This is a genomic window from Pseudomonas sp. RHF3.3-3 (genome assembly GCF_048069595.1).
In the GTDB taxonomy this organism is placed as follows: domain Bacteria; phylum Pseudomonadota; class Gammaproteobacteria; order Pseudomonadales; family Pseudomonadaceae; genus Aquipseudomonas; species Aquipseudomonas fuscovaginae_B.
Genome location: NZ_CP182250.1, coordinates 6,169,540 through 6,184,580 on the forward strand (window position 1 = coordinate 6,169,540; position 15,041 = coordinate 6,184,580).

Consider the following 15,041-nt stretch of genomic DNA (forward strand, 5'->3'; position numbering starts at 1 on the left):
CCTACTTCACCCGGTTCAGAACAACCACCGCCGACTATTGTCATAATCGAACGTTGCTATTAATGCCCCCGGTGAGCGGTCTCGGGTATGGTTCTGCCCACCGCTTGTGTCATGATGGCCCGACCGCAGGTTAGTTGCCCTTCTCCTATATGAATAGATCGTCCGCGTTGCTTCTCGCTTTTGCCTTCCTCAGCGGCTGCCAGGCCCTGGCACCCGTGTCGCCGGTCCATACACCGCCGGCCGAGGAAACCACGGCGGCCCCGGAAAAGCCCAAGGTCTACGGCTCCTTCAGTGAAGACACGGTCTTCAGCCTGCTGAGCGCGGAACTGGCCGGACAGCGAAATCGTTTCGATATTGCCCTGGACAACTACGTCACCCAGGCGATTAACACCCAGGACCCGGGCATCTCCGAGCGCGCCTTCCGCATCGCCGAGTACCTGGGTGCCGACCAGGCCGCCCTCGATACCTCGCTGATCTGGGCGAAAAACGCCCCGGACGATCTCGAAGCACAGCGTGCGGCCGCCATCCAGCTGGCCCGCGGCGGGCGTTATGACGATTCCATGGTCTATATGGAGAAGGTCCTGCAGGGCAAGGGCGATACCCACTTCGACTTCCTCGCCCTGTCGGCCGCCGACACCGACCAGGACACCCGCAACGGCCTGATGAAGAGCTTCGACCGCCTGCTGGTCAGGCATCCGAAGAACGGCCAGCTGATTTTCGGCAAGGCCCTGCTGCTGCAACAGGACGGCGACAACCAGGGCGCCCTGACGCTGCTGGAGAACAACCCGCCGGAAGATGGCGAGATCGCGCCGCTGCTGCTGCGCGCGCGCCTGCTGCAGAACCTCAATCGCGGCAAGGAAGCGATTCCGCTGCTGGAAAAAAGCATCAGGAAGTATCCGGAAGACAAGCGCCTGCGCCTGACCTATGCGCGCATGCTGGTCGAACAGGACCGCATGGCCGACGCCAAGGTGCAGTTCTCCAACCTGGTCCAGCAGTATCCGGAAGACGACGAACTGCGCTTCTCCCTGGCACTGGTCTGCCTGGAAGCCAAGGCCTGGGACGAGGCCAAGGGCTATCTCGAGGAACTGATCGCCCGTGACAGCCACGTCGACTCCGCCCATTTGAACCTCGGCCGCATCGCCGAGGAGAAAAACGACCCGCAGGGCGCCCTGGAAGAATACGAGCAGGTCGGTGCGGGCAACGACTACCTGCCGGCCCAACTGCGCCAGGCCGACATCCTGGTCACCAGCGGCCGTGGCGCCGAGGCCTCGAAGCGGCTCGCCGCGGCCCGTGACGAGCAGCCGGACTACGCGATCCAGCTGTACCTGATCGAAGCCGAGATCTTCTCCGCCAACAATCAGGGCGAGCAGGCCTGGAAAGTCCTGCAACAGGCGCTGCTGCAGTATCCGGACGACCTCAACCTGCTTTACACCCGCGCCATGCAGGCGGAGAAACGCAACGATCTGGCCCAGATGGAAAAGGACCTGCGGGCGATTCTCAAGCGCGAACCGGACAACGCCATGGCCCTCAATGCCCTCGGCTACACCCTGTCCGATCGCACCACCCGCTATGCCGAAGCCAAGGAACTGATCGAAAAGGCGCACCAGTTGAACCCGGAAGATCCCGCCGTGCTCGACAGCCTCGGCTGGGTCAATTTCCGCCTGGGCAACCTTGACGAGGCCGAGCGCCTGCTGCGTCAGGCCCTGGAGCGCTTCCCCGACCAGGAGGTCGCGGCGCACCTGGGCGAAGTCCTGTGGGCCAATGGCAAGCAGGGCGAAGCCAGAAAAATCTGGGGCAGGTTCCTCAAGGACCAGCCCGACAGCCCCATCCTGCGTGGCACCATCAAACGCCTGACCGGTTCCGAGACTCTTTAAGCTTATGTTCCTGCGCCACCTCGTTGTCTTCAGCCTGATCGCCCTGCTCGCCGGTTGTGCGGGCTTCGGCGCCCGTGAGTCCGTCGAGGGCCACGGCGACCCGGCCCGCTGGGCCAGCCACAAGCAGCAGTTGAGCAGCCTCGATGGCTGGCAGATCAACGGCAAGGTCGGCATCCGTGCGCCGAAGGACTCCGGCAGCGGTACACTGTTCTGGCTGCAGCGCCAGGACTACTACGACATTCGCCTGTCCGGCCCGCTGGGCCGCGGTGCCGCGCGCCTGACCGGGCGTCCCGGCCAGGTCTCGCTGGAAGTGGCCAACCAGGGCCGCTACGAGGCGCAAAGCCCCGAAGCCCTGCTGGAGGAGCAACTGGGCTGGAAACTGCCGGTTTCCCATCTGGTCTGGTGGGTCCGCGGCCTGCCCGCACCCGACAGCAAGAGCCGCCTGAGCCTGGACAACGACAGCCGGCTCGCCACCCTGGAGCAGGACGGCTGGCAGGTCGAATACCAGAGCTATGCCGAACAGAACGGCTACTGGCTGCCCGAGCGCCTGAAGCTGCACGGCCAGGATCTCGACGTCACGCTCGTCGTAAAGGACTGGCAGCCACGCCGGCTGGGGCAATGACATGAGCGCCCGCCAACTGACCCTGCCCTCGCCGGCCAAGCTGAACCTGATGCTGCATATCATCGGCCGCCGGGCCGATGGTTATCACGAGCTGCAGACGCTGTTCCAGTTCCTCGACCACGGTGACGAGCTGCGCTTTGCCCTGCGTGACGACGGGGTGATCCACCTGCACACCGAGTTCGACGGCGTACCCCACGACAGTAACCTGATCGTGCGCGCGGCGAAAAAACTCCAGGAACAATCCGGATCGACGCTCGGCGCGGACATCTGGATCGACAAGATCCTGCCCATGGGTGGCGGCATCGGCGGCGGCAGCTCGAATGCCGCGACCACCCTGCTCGGCCTGAACCATCTGTGGCAACTGAAGTGGGACGAGGACCGCCTGGCGGCCCTGGGCCTGAGCCTGGGTGCCGACGTGCCGGTTTTCGTCCGCGGCCATGCGGCTTTCGCCGAAGGTGTCGGGGAAAAGCTCACACCGGTGGACCCCGAGGAACCGTGGTATGTCGTGCTTGTCCCGCAAGTCTCTGTAAGTACAGCAGAAATTTTTTCGGATCCGCTGTTGACACGTGACTCCGCGCCCATTAAAGTGCGCCCCGTTCCCGAGGGAAACAGTCGAAATGACTGCTTGCCGGTTGTTTCAAGGCGTTATCCGGAAGTACGTAATGCCTTGAGTTCGCTGGGTAAATTTACCGAAGCGAAACTGACCGGAACTGGAAGTTGTGTGTTTGGGGCCTTCCCAAACAAAGCTGAAGCTGATAAAGTCTCGGCCCTTCTTGCAGAGACCCATACAGGGTTTGTAGCCAAAGGCAGCAACATCTCGATGTTGCACCGAAAGTTGCAAAGTCTGCTCCAGGAATGCGAGTAGCAGCTACTCGTAGCAACAGATACAGGGGCGTCGCCAAGCGGTAAGGCAGCAGGTTTTGATCCTGCCATGCGTTGGTTCGAATCCAGCCGCCCCTGCCATTTTCTAATACTCATCCAGGTTACCCTCAGCCTTCAGGTACTGCGCGTGTCCAAGATGATGGTCTTTACGGGGAATGCCAACCCCGATCTGGCTCGGCGTGTCGTACGTCAGCTGCATATCCCTCTCGGTGACATCTCTGTCGGAAAGTTCTCCGACGGCGAGATTACCGCTGAGATCAATGAAAACGTCCGCGGTAAAGACGTCTTCATCATTCAGCCGACTTGTGCTCCGACCAACGATAACCTGATGGAACTCGTCGTGATGGCTGATGCCTTCCGCCGTTCCTCAGCCACCCGAATCACTGCGGTGATCCCCTACTTTGGTTACGCCCGTCAGGATCGCCGTCCGCGCTCCGCACGTGTGGCTATCAGCGCGAAAGTCGTGGCTGACATGCTCACCGTGGTAGGCATCGACCGTGTCCTCACGGTTGACCTGCACGCTGACCAGATCCAGGGCTTCTTCGATATCCCGGTAGATAACATCTACGGCTCCCCCGTTCTGGTGGATGACATCGAAGACCAGCGTTTCGAAAACCTGATGATCGTGTCTCCGGACATTGGCGGCGTCGTGCGTGCACGTGCCGTTGCCAAGTCGCTGGGCGTGGATCTGGGCATCATCGACAAACGTCGTGAGAAGGCCAACCACTCCGAAGTGATGCACATCATCGGTGACGTCGAAGGCCGCACCTGCATTCTCGTCGACGACATGGTCGACACCGCCGGCACCCTGTGCCACGCGGCGAAAGCCCTCAAGGAACATGGCGCTGCCAAGGTCTTTGCCTACTGCACACACCCTGTGCTGTCGGGCCGGGCGATCGAGAACATTGAAAATTCCGTGCTGGACGAGCTGGTGGTGACCAACACCATCCCGCTGTCCGCCGCAGCACAAGCCTGTGCACGTATCCGTCAACTGGATATCGCACCGGTAGTCGCCGAAGCGGTTCGCCGCATCAGCAACGAAGAATCGATCAGCGCGATGTTCCGCTAAGGGCCCGGCCCTGGCAGACCACCCGTTGACGTAAAGCGCCCCGCCCCAACACCCCTGTTGGGGCGGGGCTTTTTTGCCCATACCGCTCACGTCGGTCGCAGACGTGCTCGGAAGATGGCTATTTTGGAGATACAAAATGACTGATTTCATCCTGAACGCCGAAGCGCGTAACGACCTGGGGAAAGGTGCGAGCCGCCGCCTGCGTCGTCTCGCCAGCCAGGTTCCTGCCGTTGTCTACGGTGGCGACAAGGCTCCTGAGTCCATCACCATCCTGGCAAAAGAAATTGCCAAGCTGTTCGAAGACGAGGCTGCCTTCAGCCACGTGATCGAGCTGAACGTGGGTGGCACCAAGCAGAACGTGATCGTTAAGGCCCTGCAGCGTCACCCAGCCAAGCAGTTCATCCTGCACGCCGACTTCGTTCGCGTTGTCGCTGGCAAGAAACTGACCGCTACCGTTCCTGTGCACTTCATCAACGAAGCGGCTCCAGTGAAGAAAGGCGGCGAGATCTCCCACGTCGTGAACGAGATCGAAGTTTCCTGCGAAGCCAAGGACCTGCCTGAATTCATCGAAGTCGACCTGGCCAACGCCGAAGTCGGTTCGATCATTCACCTGTCCGACCTGAAGGCGCCAAAAGGCGTTGAGTTCGTAGCTCTGGCACACGGCGACGACAAGGCAGTAGCCAACGTTCACGCTCCACGTGTTGCTCCAGAAGCAGAAGGCGCTGCAGAGTAATTTCACTCTGACGCCGGAGTGATTGGAAACATCGCGGACTGGAACGTAGCGAGAAAGCGGGCGAGAATGCGGAGTTTACATCATGGTAAATGAGCACTTTTCGTCCACTTTCGCCGCCGTTTCCAACGGCGTTGTTATCCACCATTCCATAGAAGGGCCCCTGTCGTGACTGCCATCAAACTGATCGTTGGCCTGGGTAATCCAGGCACCGAATACGAACAGACCCGGCATAACGCGGGGGCCCTTTTTGTTGAACGCATCGCTTCGGCACAAGGCATCAGCCTCGTGGCCGATCGCAAGTATTTCGGCCTGACCGGGCGCTTCAGTCACCAGGGTCAGGATGTTCGCCTGCTGATTCCCACCACCTACATGAACCGTAGTGGCCAGGCCGTTTCGGCACTGGCTGGATTCTTCCGCATCAAGCCTGAAGAAATCCTCGTGGCGCACGACGAACTCGACCTGCCGCCCGGCGTTGCCAAGCTCAAGCAGGGCGGCGGGCATGGCGGTCACAACGGCCTGCGCGACATCATCGCGCAGCTCGGCAACCAGAACACCTTTCACCGCCTGCGGCTCGGCATTGGCCACCCCGGCGTTGCAAGCATGGTTTCAAACTTTGTCCTGGGTCGTGCGCCACGCGCCGAACAGGAAAAACTCGATGCCAGCATCGATTTTGCCCTCGGCGTGCTGCCGGATATTCTCGCCGGTGAATGGAACCGTGCGATGAAAAACCTGCACACCCAGAAGGCCTGACTCTTTACCCGAGGGGAAACACCATGGGATTCAACTGCGGCATCGTCGGCTTGCCCAACGTCGGCAAATCCACCCTGTTCAACGCCCTGACCAAATCCGGTATCGCGGCAGAGAACTTCCCCTTCTGCACCATCGAGCCGAACAGCGGCATCGTGCCGATGCCCGATTCGCGCCTGGCGGCCCTGGCCGAGATCGTCAATCCCAAGCGCATCCTGCCGACCACCATGGAATTCGTCGACATCGCAGGCCTGGTAGCCGGTGCGTCGAAAGGCGAAGGCTTGGGCAACAAGTTCCTGGCCAACATCCGTGAAACCGACGCCATCGCCCACGTGGTCCGCTGCTTCGAAGACGACAACGTGATTCACGTCGCCAACAGCGTCGACCCGAAACGCGACATCGAGATCATCGACCTGGAACTGATCTTCGCCGACCTCGAAAGCTGCGAGAAGCAACTGCAGAAGGTCGCGCGCAACGCCAAGGGCGGTGACAAGGATGCCATGGTCCAGAAAGGCCTGCTGGAACAACTGATCGCCCACTTCACCGAAGGCAAGCCGGCACGCAGCCTGATGAAGAACATGAGCGCGGAAGAAAAGGCGGTGATCCGCGGCTTCCACCTGCTGACCACCAAGCCGGTGATGTACATCGCCAACGTCGCCGAAGACGGCTTCGAGAACAACCCGCTGCTGGACGTGGTCAAGGCCATCGCCGACGAGGAAGGCGCAGTGGTGGTGCCGGTGTGCAACAAGATCGAGGCGGAAATCGCCGAACTGGAAGACGGTGAAGAGAAGGACATGTTCCTCGAAGCCCTGGGCCTCGAAGAGCCTGGCCTGAACCGAGTGATCCGCGCCGGTTACGAAATGCTCAACCTGCAGACCTACTTCACCGCCGGTGTCGAGGAAGTCCGCGCCTGGACCGTGCGTGTCGGCGCCACCGCCCCCCAGGCTGCCGGCGTGATCCACACCGACTTCGAAAAAGGCTTCATCCGCGCCGAAGTGATCGCCTACAACGACTTCATCCAGTACAAGGGCGAAGCGGGCACCAAGGAAGCCGGCAAATGGCGCCTGGAAGGCAAGGACTACATCGTCAAGGACGGTGACGTGATGCACTTCCGCTTCAACGTGTAAGTGTGACCGTGGGTCTACACGGACCTCGATAGTCAAAAAAATCCCCGTGTTCACTCGCTGACACGGGGATTTTTTATTCCAGGGTGACACAGGCCACAATCGTTGCCTTCAACGGGACCAGCCCTACACCCAACCACCATCGACAATAAAGTTCTGCGCCGAGCACATGGACGACACCTCGGAAGCGAGGAACAGCGCCATGTTCGCGATATGGACAGGCTCGACGCTCCCGGGCAGGCACTGGCTGCGGCTGATCAGTTCCCTGGCGGCATCGTCCACCCACAGCGCCAGCTGCTTTTCAGTCATCACCCAGCCTGGCACCAGGGTGTTGACCCTGATACGCCACGGCCCCAGCTCCCGTGCCAGGGCCCGGGTCATGCCATGGGTCGCCGCCTTGCTGGCGGCGTAAACCGGGTACCCGCTGGAGGCCATCATCCAGCCGATGGAGCCCAGATTGATGATCGCGCCCTCCCCGGCGGCCTTCATCATCGGCACCACCGCCCGGCTGGCGAAAAAGGCATGCTTCAAGTTGACCGAGATCAGCTTCTCGAAAGTCTCCGAGTCCACTTCATCCAGGGTGTGACGGACATCGTTGGCGGCATTGTTCACCAGGACAGTCACCGGCCCCAGGGTTTGCGCAAAGCCTTCGATCGCCACCTTATAGGCGATCTCGTCGGTGATATCGCAGTGAGCGAACTCGACCCTGTGACCTTCGGCCGACAGTCGGGCCACCAGCCGCTCCCCCTGGGTCTTGGCCATATCCACGAAGGCGACCTTGGCCCCCTGCCGCGCAAAAGCGCAGACCATGGCCTCGCCGATCCCGGAAGCCCCACCGGAAATCAGCACGGTCTTGCCTTTCAGATCCGTGTACACGGCGCCTGCTTCATGACTCATATGACGGTTACTCCACGGTAGGCACTTGAATGCAGGCCGCTGGACCCCGGGTGTGCTGGAGTCCCCACTTTCACCTGCCAATCCAATTAGTCTTATTTTATATTGAAAAATCGACAGATAAGGCTATAAATCTACTGCTTTAACGACAAAATATCGCAAATTAGTAGAACTATTCAACTTAAAACAATAAATGGAGGTTCGACCATGTTGCACTCCCGACACCCGCTTTGCGGCCTTGGACTGTCCCTGATGATTGCCAGCCAGGGCCTCCAGGCCAGTGGCCTGTCCAGCGAACACAAGGCCTTTGGCAAGACCCATGATGGAGCCGCGATCGAGCAGTATGTGTTGCGCAACAGCCATGGCCTGCAGGCCACGGTCATCACCTACGGCGGCATCCTGCAGTCATTGAAGGTGCCGGACAGGAACGGCAAGGTCGACGACGTGGTACTGGGCTTCGACGATGTCCAGGGCTACCAGAGCGGTACCGCGTTCTTCGGCGCCACCATCGGCCGCTACGGCAATCGCCTGGCCAACGGTGCGTTCGAGCTGGACGGCAAGCGTTATCAGGTGCCGCTCAACGATGGCCCCAATTCCCTGCACGGCGGCCCGCAGGGTTTTGACAAGCGGGTCTGGAAAGCCCAGCCGGTCAGCGGCAAGGACTCGGTCGGGGTGAAGTTGAGCTACCTGTCGAAGGCGGGGGAAATGGGCTTTCCCGGCAACCTGAATGTCGAGGTCACTTACAGCCTCAACGACCATAACGAGCTGCGCATCGACTACAAGGCAACCACGGACCAACCAACGGTATTGAACCTCACCAACCACAGCTACTTCAATCTCGCCGGGGCCGGCAACGGTGATGTGCTCAAGCAACTCGCCACCTTGTACGCCAGCCATTACACCCCCGTCACCAGCAGCCTGATTCCCACCGGTGAACTGGCTCCGGTGGCCGGTACGCCGATGGATTTTCGTCAGCCGACCGCCATTGGCCAGCACATCAGGGATGATCATCCGCAGCTCAAGTTCGCCGAGCCGAAGCAGGGTGGCTTCGACTTCAACTGGGTCCTGGATGCCAAGGGCGACGTCAGCCGACTGGCCGCCGAGGTGCACGACCCGCAGTCCGGTCGCCGCCTGCAGCTCTACACCAGCGAGCCCGGGGTACAGTTCTACACCAGCAACTTCCTCGACGGCTCGGTCAAGGGCAAGGCAGGCAAGGTCTATGCCCATTGGGGGGCGTTCACCCTGGAAACCCAGCACTACCCCGACTCGCCGAACCAGCCGGGCTTCCCGACCACGCGGCTGGATCCGGGCCAGACCTATACCCAGAACACCATCCTCAAGTTCTCGGCCAACTGAAAACCTGCTGGAGCTGCCGGGCCTTGTCGAGGCTCTGCAGCTCCAGCAGGTTGGAGGTACGGCGATAGCTTGCGCCGAAGGATCAGCGCTGCTTCAGGCGATCGATCACCACCGCCAGCAGCAGGATGGAACCGCGAATCACGTACTGGTAGAACGTGTCGATGTTCTTCAGGTTCATCGCGTTCTCGATGATCGCCAGAATCAGCACCCCGGCAATCACGTGCCGAATCATGCCCACCCCACCGCTCAACGACACCCCGCCCAGCACGCAGGCGGAAATCACCGTCAGCTCGAAGCCCTGGCCGATCATCGGCTGGCCCGAGGTCATGCGCGATGCCAGGATCACCCCGGCCAGGGCACCCACGACTCCGTGCACGGCAAAGATGACGATCTTGGTCCGATCGACATTGACCCCGGCCAGCAACGCCGCCTCCTGGTTACCGCCAATGGCCATGGTATTGCGCCCGTAGGTGGTGTAGTTGAGCAACCAGCCAAAGAACAGGAAGCAGGCGATGGTGATCAGGATCGGCACCGGCACACCGAACAACTGGCCATTGCCGTAGACGAAAAACGAGTCCTGGGACACGCCCACCGCCTTGCCGTTGGCAAAGATATAGGCCAGGCCCCGCACGATCTGCATGGTCGCCAGCGTGGTGATCAGGGCGTTGACCCGCAGCTTGGCAATCACGATCCCATTGATCAGCCCGACCAGCAGCCCCATCAGCAGCGCTGCGGCGATACCGAGAAACACGCTGTCGGTGTCCCGCATCACCACGGCGGCCACCACCCCGGCACAGGCGATCACCGAGCCCACCGACAGGTCGAAATGCCCGGACGCCAGGCAATACAACATGGTGCAGGCGGCGATGCCGGTGGTGGAGATCGCCAGGCCCAGGCCCCGCATGTTCAGCGGCGACAGGAAGTTGTCGATCAGCAGGGTGCAGAGGACGAAGATCCCCAGCGCGGCCAGCAGCATCGCCCAGTTGTCCAGCAGGCTGCGCAGGTCCAGGGGTTTGCGCGCGACTGGCAACGTATTGTTTTGGCTTGTCATGGTCACCTCTCAGTTCTCCAGGCCATCGGCGCGTTGGCGCGGCAAGGCCAGTTGCAGCAGGTTGGATTCATTGGCCTGTTCACGGCTCTTTTCGCCCCGCATCGCGCCTTCGCACAGCACCAGGATGCGGTCGGAAATGCCCATCACTTCCATCAGGTCGCTGGACACGACGATGACCGCAATCCCGCTGGCCGCCAGGTCATGGATGATCTGGTAGATCTCGGCCTTCGCGCCGACATCGATGCCGCGCGTCGGCTCGTCGAGCAGCAGGACTTTCATCGGCATCGACAGCCAGCGACCCAGAATGGCCTTCTGCTGATTGCCCCCGGACAGATACAGGATTTTCTGCGCCGGATTGGGCGTTTTCACTTTCAGCGCCTTGATCTGCTTGTCGGCGTTGCCCTTCTCCCAACCGTCACGCAACAGCCAGCCAAAGGTGGAATGGGCGCGGCGGGCGCTGATGTTGATGTTCTCGGCAACACTGGAGAGCGGCATGATGCCCTCCTTCTTGCGGTCCTCGGGGCACAGCAGGACACCGGCGGCAATGGCGTCGCGCGGCGAGCGCAACTGCAGAGCCTCATCGCACAGTTGCAGGCTGCCGGCGGTCATCCGCTCAAGGCCACCCAGCAGGCGCAGCAGCTCGGTACGGCCCGCCCCGACCAGGCCGAACAGGCCAAGAATCTCGCCCTTGTGCGCCTCGAAACTCACCGGCTCGCGCAACCCCGGCCCCAGCAGGCCATCGACCTTGAGCGCCACCGCGCCGCGTGGACGAGGGCGGTAATCGTAGATGTCCTGAATGTCGCGACCGACCATGCAGGTGACCAGCTGATCGTGGGTCAGCGTGCTCATGTCCTCGAAGGTACGCACGTAGCGCCCGTCCTTGAATACGGTCACCGCATCGCAGATACGGAACACTTCCTCCATGCGATGGGACACGTAGAGCACCACCTTGCCCTCGTCCCGCAGGCGTCCGATGATCGCCATCAGGCGTTCGATCTCCCGGGCCGACAGGCTGCTGGTGGGTTCGTCGAAGGCAATCACATGGGCGCCACGGGACAGGGCCTTGGCGATCTCCACCAACTGCCGCTGGCCCAGGGACAGGCGGCCCACCTTCTGCTGCGGGTCGATCTCGTCGGCCAGGCCCTTGAGACAGTCCAGCGCATGCTGGCGCAATGCGCTGCGGTTGATCACCCCGAAACGGCTCGGCAAATGCCCGAGGAACAGGTTCTCCGCCACGGTCATTTCCGGCACCAGGTGCAACTCCTGGTGGATGACAGCCACGCCGCAGGCGATGCTGTCGGCGGCGCACTTGAAGGCCATCGTCTGCCCGCCGATCTGCAGATGGCCGCTGCTGGGGCTGTAGGCACCGCCGAGAACCTTGAGCAAGGTCGACTTGCCGGCGCCGTTCTCCCCCATCAGGGCATGGACCTGCCCCGGGTGGGCAGTGAAACTGATACCGTCCAGCGCCTTGACCCCGGGGAAGGTCTTGCCGATCCCGTTGAAACACAAACTGGCGCCAACACTGTGCTGCTGTCTGTTCAATTGCGCATGCATAACCACCTCGTCACCCCGACCAGGCGGCCCCGTCGCCAAGGCCGCCGAGCAAAACCGACCGTCACTTCCACAGGCCGATCTTTTCCAGTTCCTGCTTGAAGTTGTCGCGTGTGATCAGCGTCACCTCATCCATCGCGGTGTACTTCGGTGGTTCCTTGCCGGTGGTGACCCATTCGAACATCATGCTCGCGGTGTTGTAGCCCTCCAGGTGCGGGCTGGGCAGCATCGAGCCGAAAAAGCCGCTGCTGGGTTTCTTCAGTTCGCCGATGGCGTCGGTGCCATTGATCCCGACACCAATGACATTGGCGGCGGCAAAACCCGCGCTCTCGGTGGCACGCACGCCACCCAGCACGGTGTTGTCGTTCATGCCTCCGATGATCAGGTTTTTCGCCGAAGCCGGCAGTTTCACCAGTGCCGAGCTGGTGGAATCCATGCTGCCCGGCACGTCGAGGGTCTTGAGCGGCGTAAACAGGATGTGGTCTTTCGGCAGGCCGGCGGCCTCCAGGGATTTGACCGAACCGTCGGTGCGCTTCTTGCCGGTGTCGAGCTCGTTGTAGGTATTGATCACCGCGTAGGTGTCCTTCCAGTCCCAACCGCGCTTCTTCGCTTCGGCGGCCATCGCGGCGCCCTGTTTCTGGCCCACTTCGTACGCGGCCATGCCCAGGTAGGGGACGTCTTCCATGAACTTGCCGCTGGCGTCGACGAAGCGGTCATCCACGGCGATCACTTTCAGGTCGTTGGCCTTGGCCTTCGCCATGATCGCCGGGCCCAGGGACACATCCGGCGGGCAGATCACGAAGCCCTTGGCGCCGTTGGCGGCGAGGCTGTCGATGGCCGAGAGGGTTTTCTCGCCGTCCGGCACGGCGATCTTGATCAGGGTAAAGCCCTTGTCCTTGCTGGCCTTTTCGGCGAAAGCCCATTCGGTCTGGAACCAGGGCTCCTCCGCCTGCTTGACCAGAAAGCCGATCTTCACCGGTTCGGCAGCCTGCAACAGACTGCCCAGGCCGAACGCCGATACCGCCAGGGCGGCACAGCACAGGGAACGGATACCGCGATGACGATTCATGAGGTGACTCCTTGTTTTTGTTGTGTCTTTCATGAGAACGAGTTGTGAAGCGGTGCAACCTGATGCGGGTAAAGCTATCCAGCGAATCGATGACAGCGTGTCCCCGGGATGTCCAGCTCGATGGCCAGCACCGCACCATCCAGGGGGTGCTCGAACGGGCTGGCGGCGCTGGTGATGTACAAGGTGCGCAGGTCCGGGCCACCGAATACGCAGCTGGTGGGCCGGCTGACGGGCAATTCGATCAGCCGGTCGACTTCGCCATCGGGGGCCAGCCTGAGCAGGCAGCCTCCGTCCCAACGGGCGTTCCAGCAATAGCCTTCGGCGTCCATCGCCGAACCGTCGGGCACGCCACGCGGATGTGGGCCGAACCACTCCTGCGCCGGCCCGAGCTGGCCGTCGCCGGCAATCGGATACTGATACAACGTGCCGTCCAGGCTGTCGCCAAAATACAGCTGGGTGCCGTCCTCGCTCCACAGCAAGGTATTGGGGATCCCCAGGCCGCGTAAAAGAGGCGTCGCACGTGCATCGGCATCGATCCGGAACAGACCACCGCGGCGATGCCGTACGGGAAGATCCTCGCCCCGCTCGCCGATATTGTTCTGCATGGTGCCCAGCCAGAGTCGACCCTGGGCATCGCAGCGGGCCTCGTTGGCGCGGTTGCCCGGTTGCGGATCGGCGATACACAGCAGCGTCAGGCGCGGCGCCTGTGGCGCACTGGCGAGATCCAATCGATACACGCCACTGCTCAGGGTCACCAGAGCATCGCCGCTCTCACAGGGAATAAAGGCCGACACCGGCTCCGGCAACTGCCAGGCCTGCAGGCCGGCGCCGCTCAGGCGCAGCGCCTGCCGGCCGGCGATATCGACCCAATACAGGGCCTGACCGGGCGCGTCCCAGAACGGGCCTTCGCCCAGTTGCGCACGGTGTTCAGTCACAGCGGTCCACGACATGAGGCCTCCTGGCTTGCTTTTGTTTTCAGACGCCGATGAGGTTGTGGGCCCTGGCACAAGGGCATTGGCGCAACACGATCCCTGTAGGAGCCGGGCTTGTGTCGCTTTCCCTAAAGCATCCCTATGGCTCCGGGCACCAGCACCGCGTCGACGACGCCCACACCATTGATCAACGGCGCACCGAACTCCGCCTGACTGATCTCGAACACATCGCCCGGCTGCGTACGTACACCGTCGGCGAACGACAGGGTCGCGGTGCCGAAGAAGTGAATGTGCACGTCACCCGGACGCAGGAACTGGCTGTACTTGAAGTGGTGGTACTCGAGATTCTCCAGGCTGTGGCACATGTTGGCTTCGCCACTGAGGAACTCGCTCTGCCACACGACCTCGCCATTGCGCAAAATGCGGCTGCTGCCCACCAGGTGCCGGGGCAGTTCGCCCACCCGCAACTCTGGACCATAGCTGCAATTGCGCAACTTGGAGTGGGCCAGGTACAGGTAGTTCTTGCGCTCCATCACATGATCGGAGAATTCGTTGCCCACGGCGAAGCCCAGGCGATAAGGCTTGCCATCGTGGCCGATGACATACAGGCCGCCGATTTCCGGCTCTTCGCCGGCGTCTTCGGCAAAGGGTGGCAACGCAAAGGGCTGGCCCGGGCGCACGACGATGCTGCCGTCGCCCTTGTAGAACCATTCCGGTTGCACGCCGGCCTGACCGGAGGCGGGTTTGCCGCCCTCCACACCCCATTTGAAGATCCGCAGGCTGTCGGTCATCGCGCTGTCGTCACCGGCCTGCTGGTGCATCTTGTCCCGCGCCGCCGCACTGCCCAGATGGGTCAGGCCGGTGCCGCTGACCAGCATGTGGGCCGGGTCCGGGTGATCCAGCGGCGGCAGCACTCTCAGCTCGGCCAGCAACGTGGCGTAGTCGTGGCCGGCACCCAGGCCGAGGCTCTCCACCTGACACCGCAGATCGACGCCCGCCTCGATGGCGGCCAGTGCCAGCTCGCGCACCGTGCGCGCCAGACGCACCTCGCGTACCTGGCCCTCCTCGACCACTCCCACCCGACGCTCGCCGTTGCTCAATTCGAACTGGACCAAACGCATGAAGCTTCTCCTGATT

The 15,041-nt window shown here is 61.9% G+C and carries 14 protein-coding genes and 1 tRNA gene; 9 read left to right on the forward strand and 6 right to left on the reverse strand.

The genetic code is table 11. The features are described from left to right. Positions 1 to 149 precede the first annotated feature (149 nt). The 8 genes from ACMGT0_RS27140 to ychF all read left to right on the forward strand — a co-directional run bounded on the left by ACMGT0_RS27140 (position 150) and on the right by ychF (position 7,054). Entirely contained in the window at positions 150 to 1,874 is a 1,725-nt protein-coding gene (locus tag ACMGT0_RS27140; RefSeq protein WP_054060643.1) for a tetratricopeptide repeat protein, read from the forward strand. Between the two features lie 4 nt (positions 1,875 to 1,878). Then, positions 1,879 to 2,496 carry a lipoprotein insertase outer membrane protein LolB gene (lolB, locus tag ACMGT0_RS27145; RefSeq protein WP_054060642.1) on the forward strand — a complete coding sequence of 206 codons (618 nt, stop codon included), beginning with the start codon at positions 1,879 to 1,881 and terminating at the stop codon, positions 2,494 to 2,496. A 1-nt stretch (position 2,497) separates the two neighbouring features. Further along, entirely contained in the window at positions 2,498 to 3,361 is an 864-nt protein-coding gene (gene ispE, locus ACMGT0_RS27150) for a 4-(cytidine 5'-diphospho)-2-C-methyl-D-erythritol kinase (RefSeq protein WP_054060641.1), read from the forward strand. Between the two features lie 23 nt (positions 3,362 to 3,384). Next, a tRNA-Gln gene (locus tag ACMGT0_RS27155) sits at positions 3,385 to 3,459 on the forward strand. 46 nt (positions 3,460 to 3,505) lie between these two features. After that, the gene (locus ACMGT0_RS27160; RefSeq protein WP_003171603.1) at positions 3,506 to 4,447 is read left to right on the forward strand and encodes a ribose-phosphate pyrophosphokinase; all 942 of its coding nucleotides are present in this window, start codon (positions 3,506 to 3,508) and stop codon (positions 4,445 to 4,447) included. Positions 4,448 to 4,583: 136 nt separating this feature from the next. Further along, positions 4,584 to 5,180, forward strand: a complete 597-nt coding sequence (locus ACMGT0_RS27165) for a 50S ribosomal protein L25/general stress protein Ctc (RefSeq protein ID WP_054060640.1) — start codon at positions 4,584 to 4,586, stop codon at positions 5,178 to 5,180. Between the two features lie 165 nt (positions 5,181 to 5,345). Further along, a complete protein-coding gene (pth, locus tag ACMGT0_RS27170; RefSeq protein ID WP_054060639.1) occupies positions 5,346 to 5,930 on the forward strand; it encodes an aminoacyl-tRNA hydrolase in 585 nt (194 codons plus the stop codon). Positions 5,931 to 5,953: 23 nt separating this feature from the next. Next, complete coding sequence (gene ychF / locus ACMGT0_RS27175; protein WP_416770543.1) at positions 5,954 to 7,054, forward strand: redox-regulated ATPase YchF; 1,101 nt, start codon at positions 5,954 to 5,956, stop codon at positions 7,052 to 7,054. Between the two features lie 123 nt (positions 7,055 to 7,177). Here ychF and ACMGT0_RS27180 read toward each other — a convergent pair whose 3' ends face one another. Beyond that, positions 7,178 to 7,948 (reverse strand): SDR family NAD(P)-dependent oxidoreductase, encoded by a 771-nt coding sequence (locus ACMGT0_RS27180; RefSeq protein ID WP_273823985.1) that lies wholly within the window; start codon positions 7,946 to 7,948, stop codon positions 7,178 to 7,180. Positions 7,949 to 8,152: 204 nt separating this feature from the next. On the opposite strand from ACMGT0_RS27180, the gene ACMGT0_RS27185 reads away from it, so the two are divergent. Further along, entirely contained in the window at positions 8,153 to 9,301 is a 1,149-nt protein-coding gene (locus ACMGT0_RS27185; protein ID WP_416770545.1) for an aldose epimerase family protein, read from the forward strand. Positions 9,302 to 9,383: 82 nt separating this feature from the next. Here ACMGT0_RS27185 and araH read toward each other — a convergent pair whose 3' ends face one another. From araH to araD1, 5 genes are all read right to left on the reverse strand, one after another. Next, a complete protein-coding gene (gene araH / locus ACMGT0_RS27190) occupies positions 9,384 to 10,352 on the reverse strand; it encodes an L-arabinose ABC transporter permease AraH (protein ID WP_054063361.1) in 969 nt (322 codons plus the stop codon). A gap of 9 nt (positions 10,353 to 10,361) precedes the next feature. Continuing rightward, the gene (araG, locus tag ACMGT0_RS27195) at positions 10,362 to 11,906 is read right to left on the reverse strand and encodes an L-arabinose ABC transporter ATP-binding protein AraG (protein ID WP_054060634.1); all 1,545 of its coding nucleotides are present in this window, start codon (positions 11,904 to 11,906) and stop codon (positions 10,362 to 10,364) included. Positions 11,907 to 11,967: 61 nt separating this feature from the next. Beyond that, the gene (locus ACMGT0_RS27200; protein ID WP_416770548.1) at positions 11,968 to 12,972 is read right to left on the reverse strand and encodes a substrate-binding domain-containing protein; all 1,005 of its coding nucleotides are present in this window, start codon (positions 12,970 to 12,972) and stop codon (positions 11,968 to 11,970) included. A 74-nt stretch (positions 12,973 to 13,046) separates the two neighbouring features. After that, positions 13,047 to 13,922 carry an SMP-30/gluconolactonase/LRE family protein gene (locus ACMGT0_RS27205; protein WP_054060632.1) on the reverse strand — a complete coding sequence of 292 codons (876 nt, stop codon included), beginning with the start codon at positions 13,920 to 13,922 and terminating at the stop codon, positions 13,047 to 13,049. Positions 13,923 to 14,032: 110 nt separating this feature from the next. After that, complete coding sequence (gene araD1, locus ACMGT0_RS27210) at positions 14,033 to 15,025, reverse strand: AraD1 family protein (RefSeq protein WP_054060631.1); 993 nt, start codon at positions 15,023 to 15,025, stop codon at positions 14,033 to 14,035. Positions 15,026 to 15,041 lie beyond the last annotated feature (16 nt).

Bases quoted from the DNA above. Each gene is read 5' to 3' on its own strand.
- ychF (WP_416770543.1), top strand. From the start codon at position 5,954: ATGGGATTCAACTGCGGCATCGTCGGCTTGCCCAACGTCGGCAAATCC.
- ACMGT0_RS27185 (WP_416770545.1), top strand. From the start codon at position 8,153: ATGTTGCACTCCCGACACCCGCTTTGCGGCCTTGGACTGTCCCTGATG.
- ACMGT0_RS27200 (WP_416770548.1), bottom strand. From the start codon at position 12,972: ATGAATCGTCATCGCGGTATCCGTTCCCTGTGCTGTGCCGCCCTGGCG.
- ACMGT0_RS27205 (WP_054060632.1), bottom strand. From the start codon at position 13,922: ATGTCGTGGACCGCTGTGACTGAACACCGTGCGCAACTGGGCGAAGGC.
- araH (WP_054063361.1), bottom strand. From the start codon at position 10,352: ATGACAAGCCAAAACAATACGTTGCCAGTCGCGCGCAAACCCCTGGAC.
- araG (WP_054060634.1), bottom strand. From the start codon at position 11,906: ATGCATGCGCAATTGAACAGACAGCAGCACAGTGTTGGCGCCAGTTTG.
- ispE (WP_054060641.1), top strand. From the start codon at position 2,498: ATGAGCGCCCGCCAACTGACCCTGCCCTCGCCGGCCAAGCTGAACCTG.
- araD1 (WP_054060631.1), bottom strand. From the start codon at position 15,025: ATGCGTTTGGTCCAGTTCGAATTGAGCAACGGCGAGCGTCGGGTGGGA.
- ACMGT0_RS27180 (WP_273823985.1), bottom strand. From the start codon at position 7,948: ATGAGTCATGAAGCAGGCGCCGTGTACACGGATCTGAAAGGCAAGACC.
- ACMGT0_RS27140 (WP_054060643.1), top strand. From the start codon at position 150: ATGAATAGATCGTCCGCGTTGCTTCTCGCTTTTGCCTTCCTCAGCGGC.
- lolB (WP_054060642.1), top strand. From the start codon at position 1,879: ATGTTCCTGCGCCACCTCGTTGTCTTCAGCCTGATCGCCCTGCTCGCC.
- ACMGT0_RS27165 (WP_054060640.1), top strand. From the start codon at position 4,584: ATGACTGATTTCATCCTGAACGCCGAAGCGCGTAACGACCTGGGGAAA.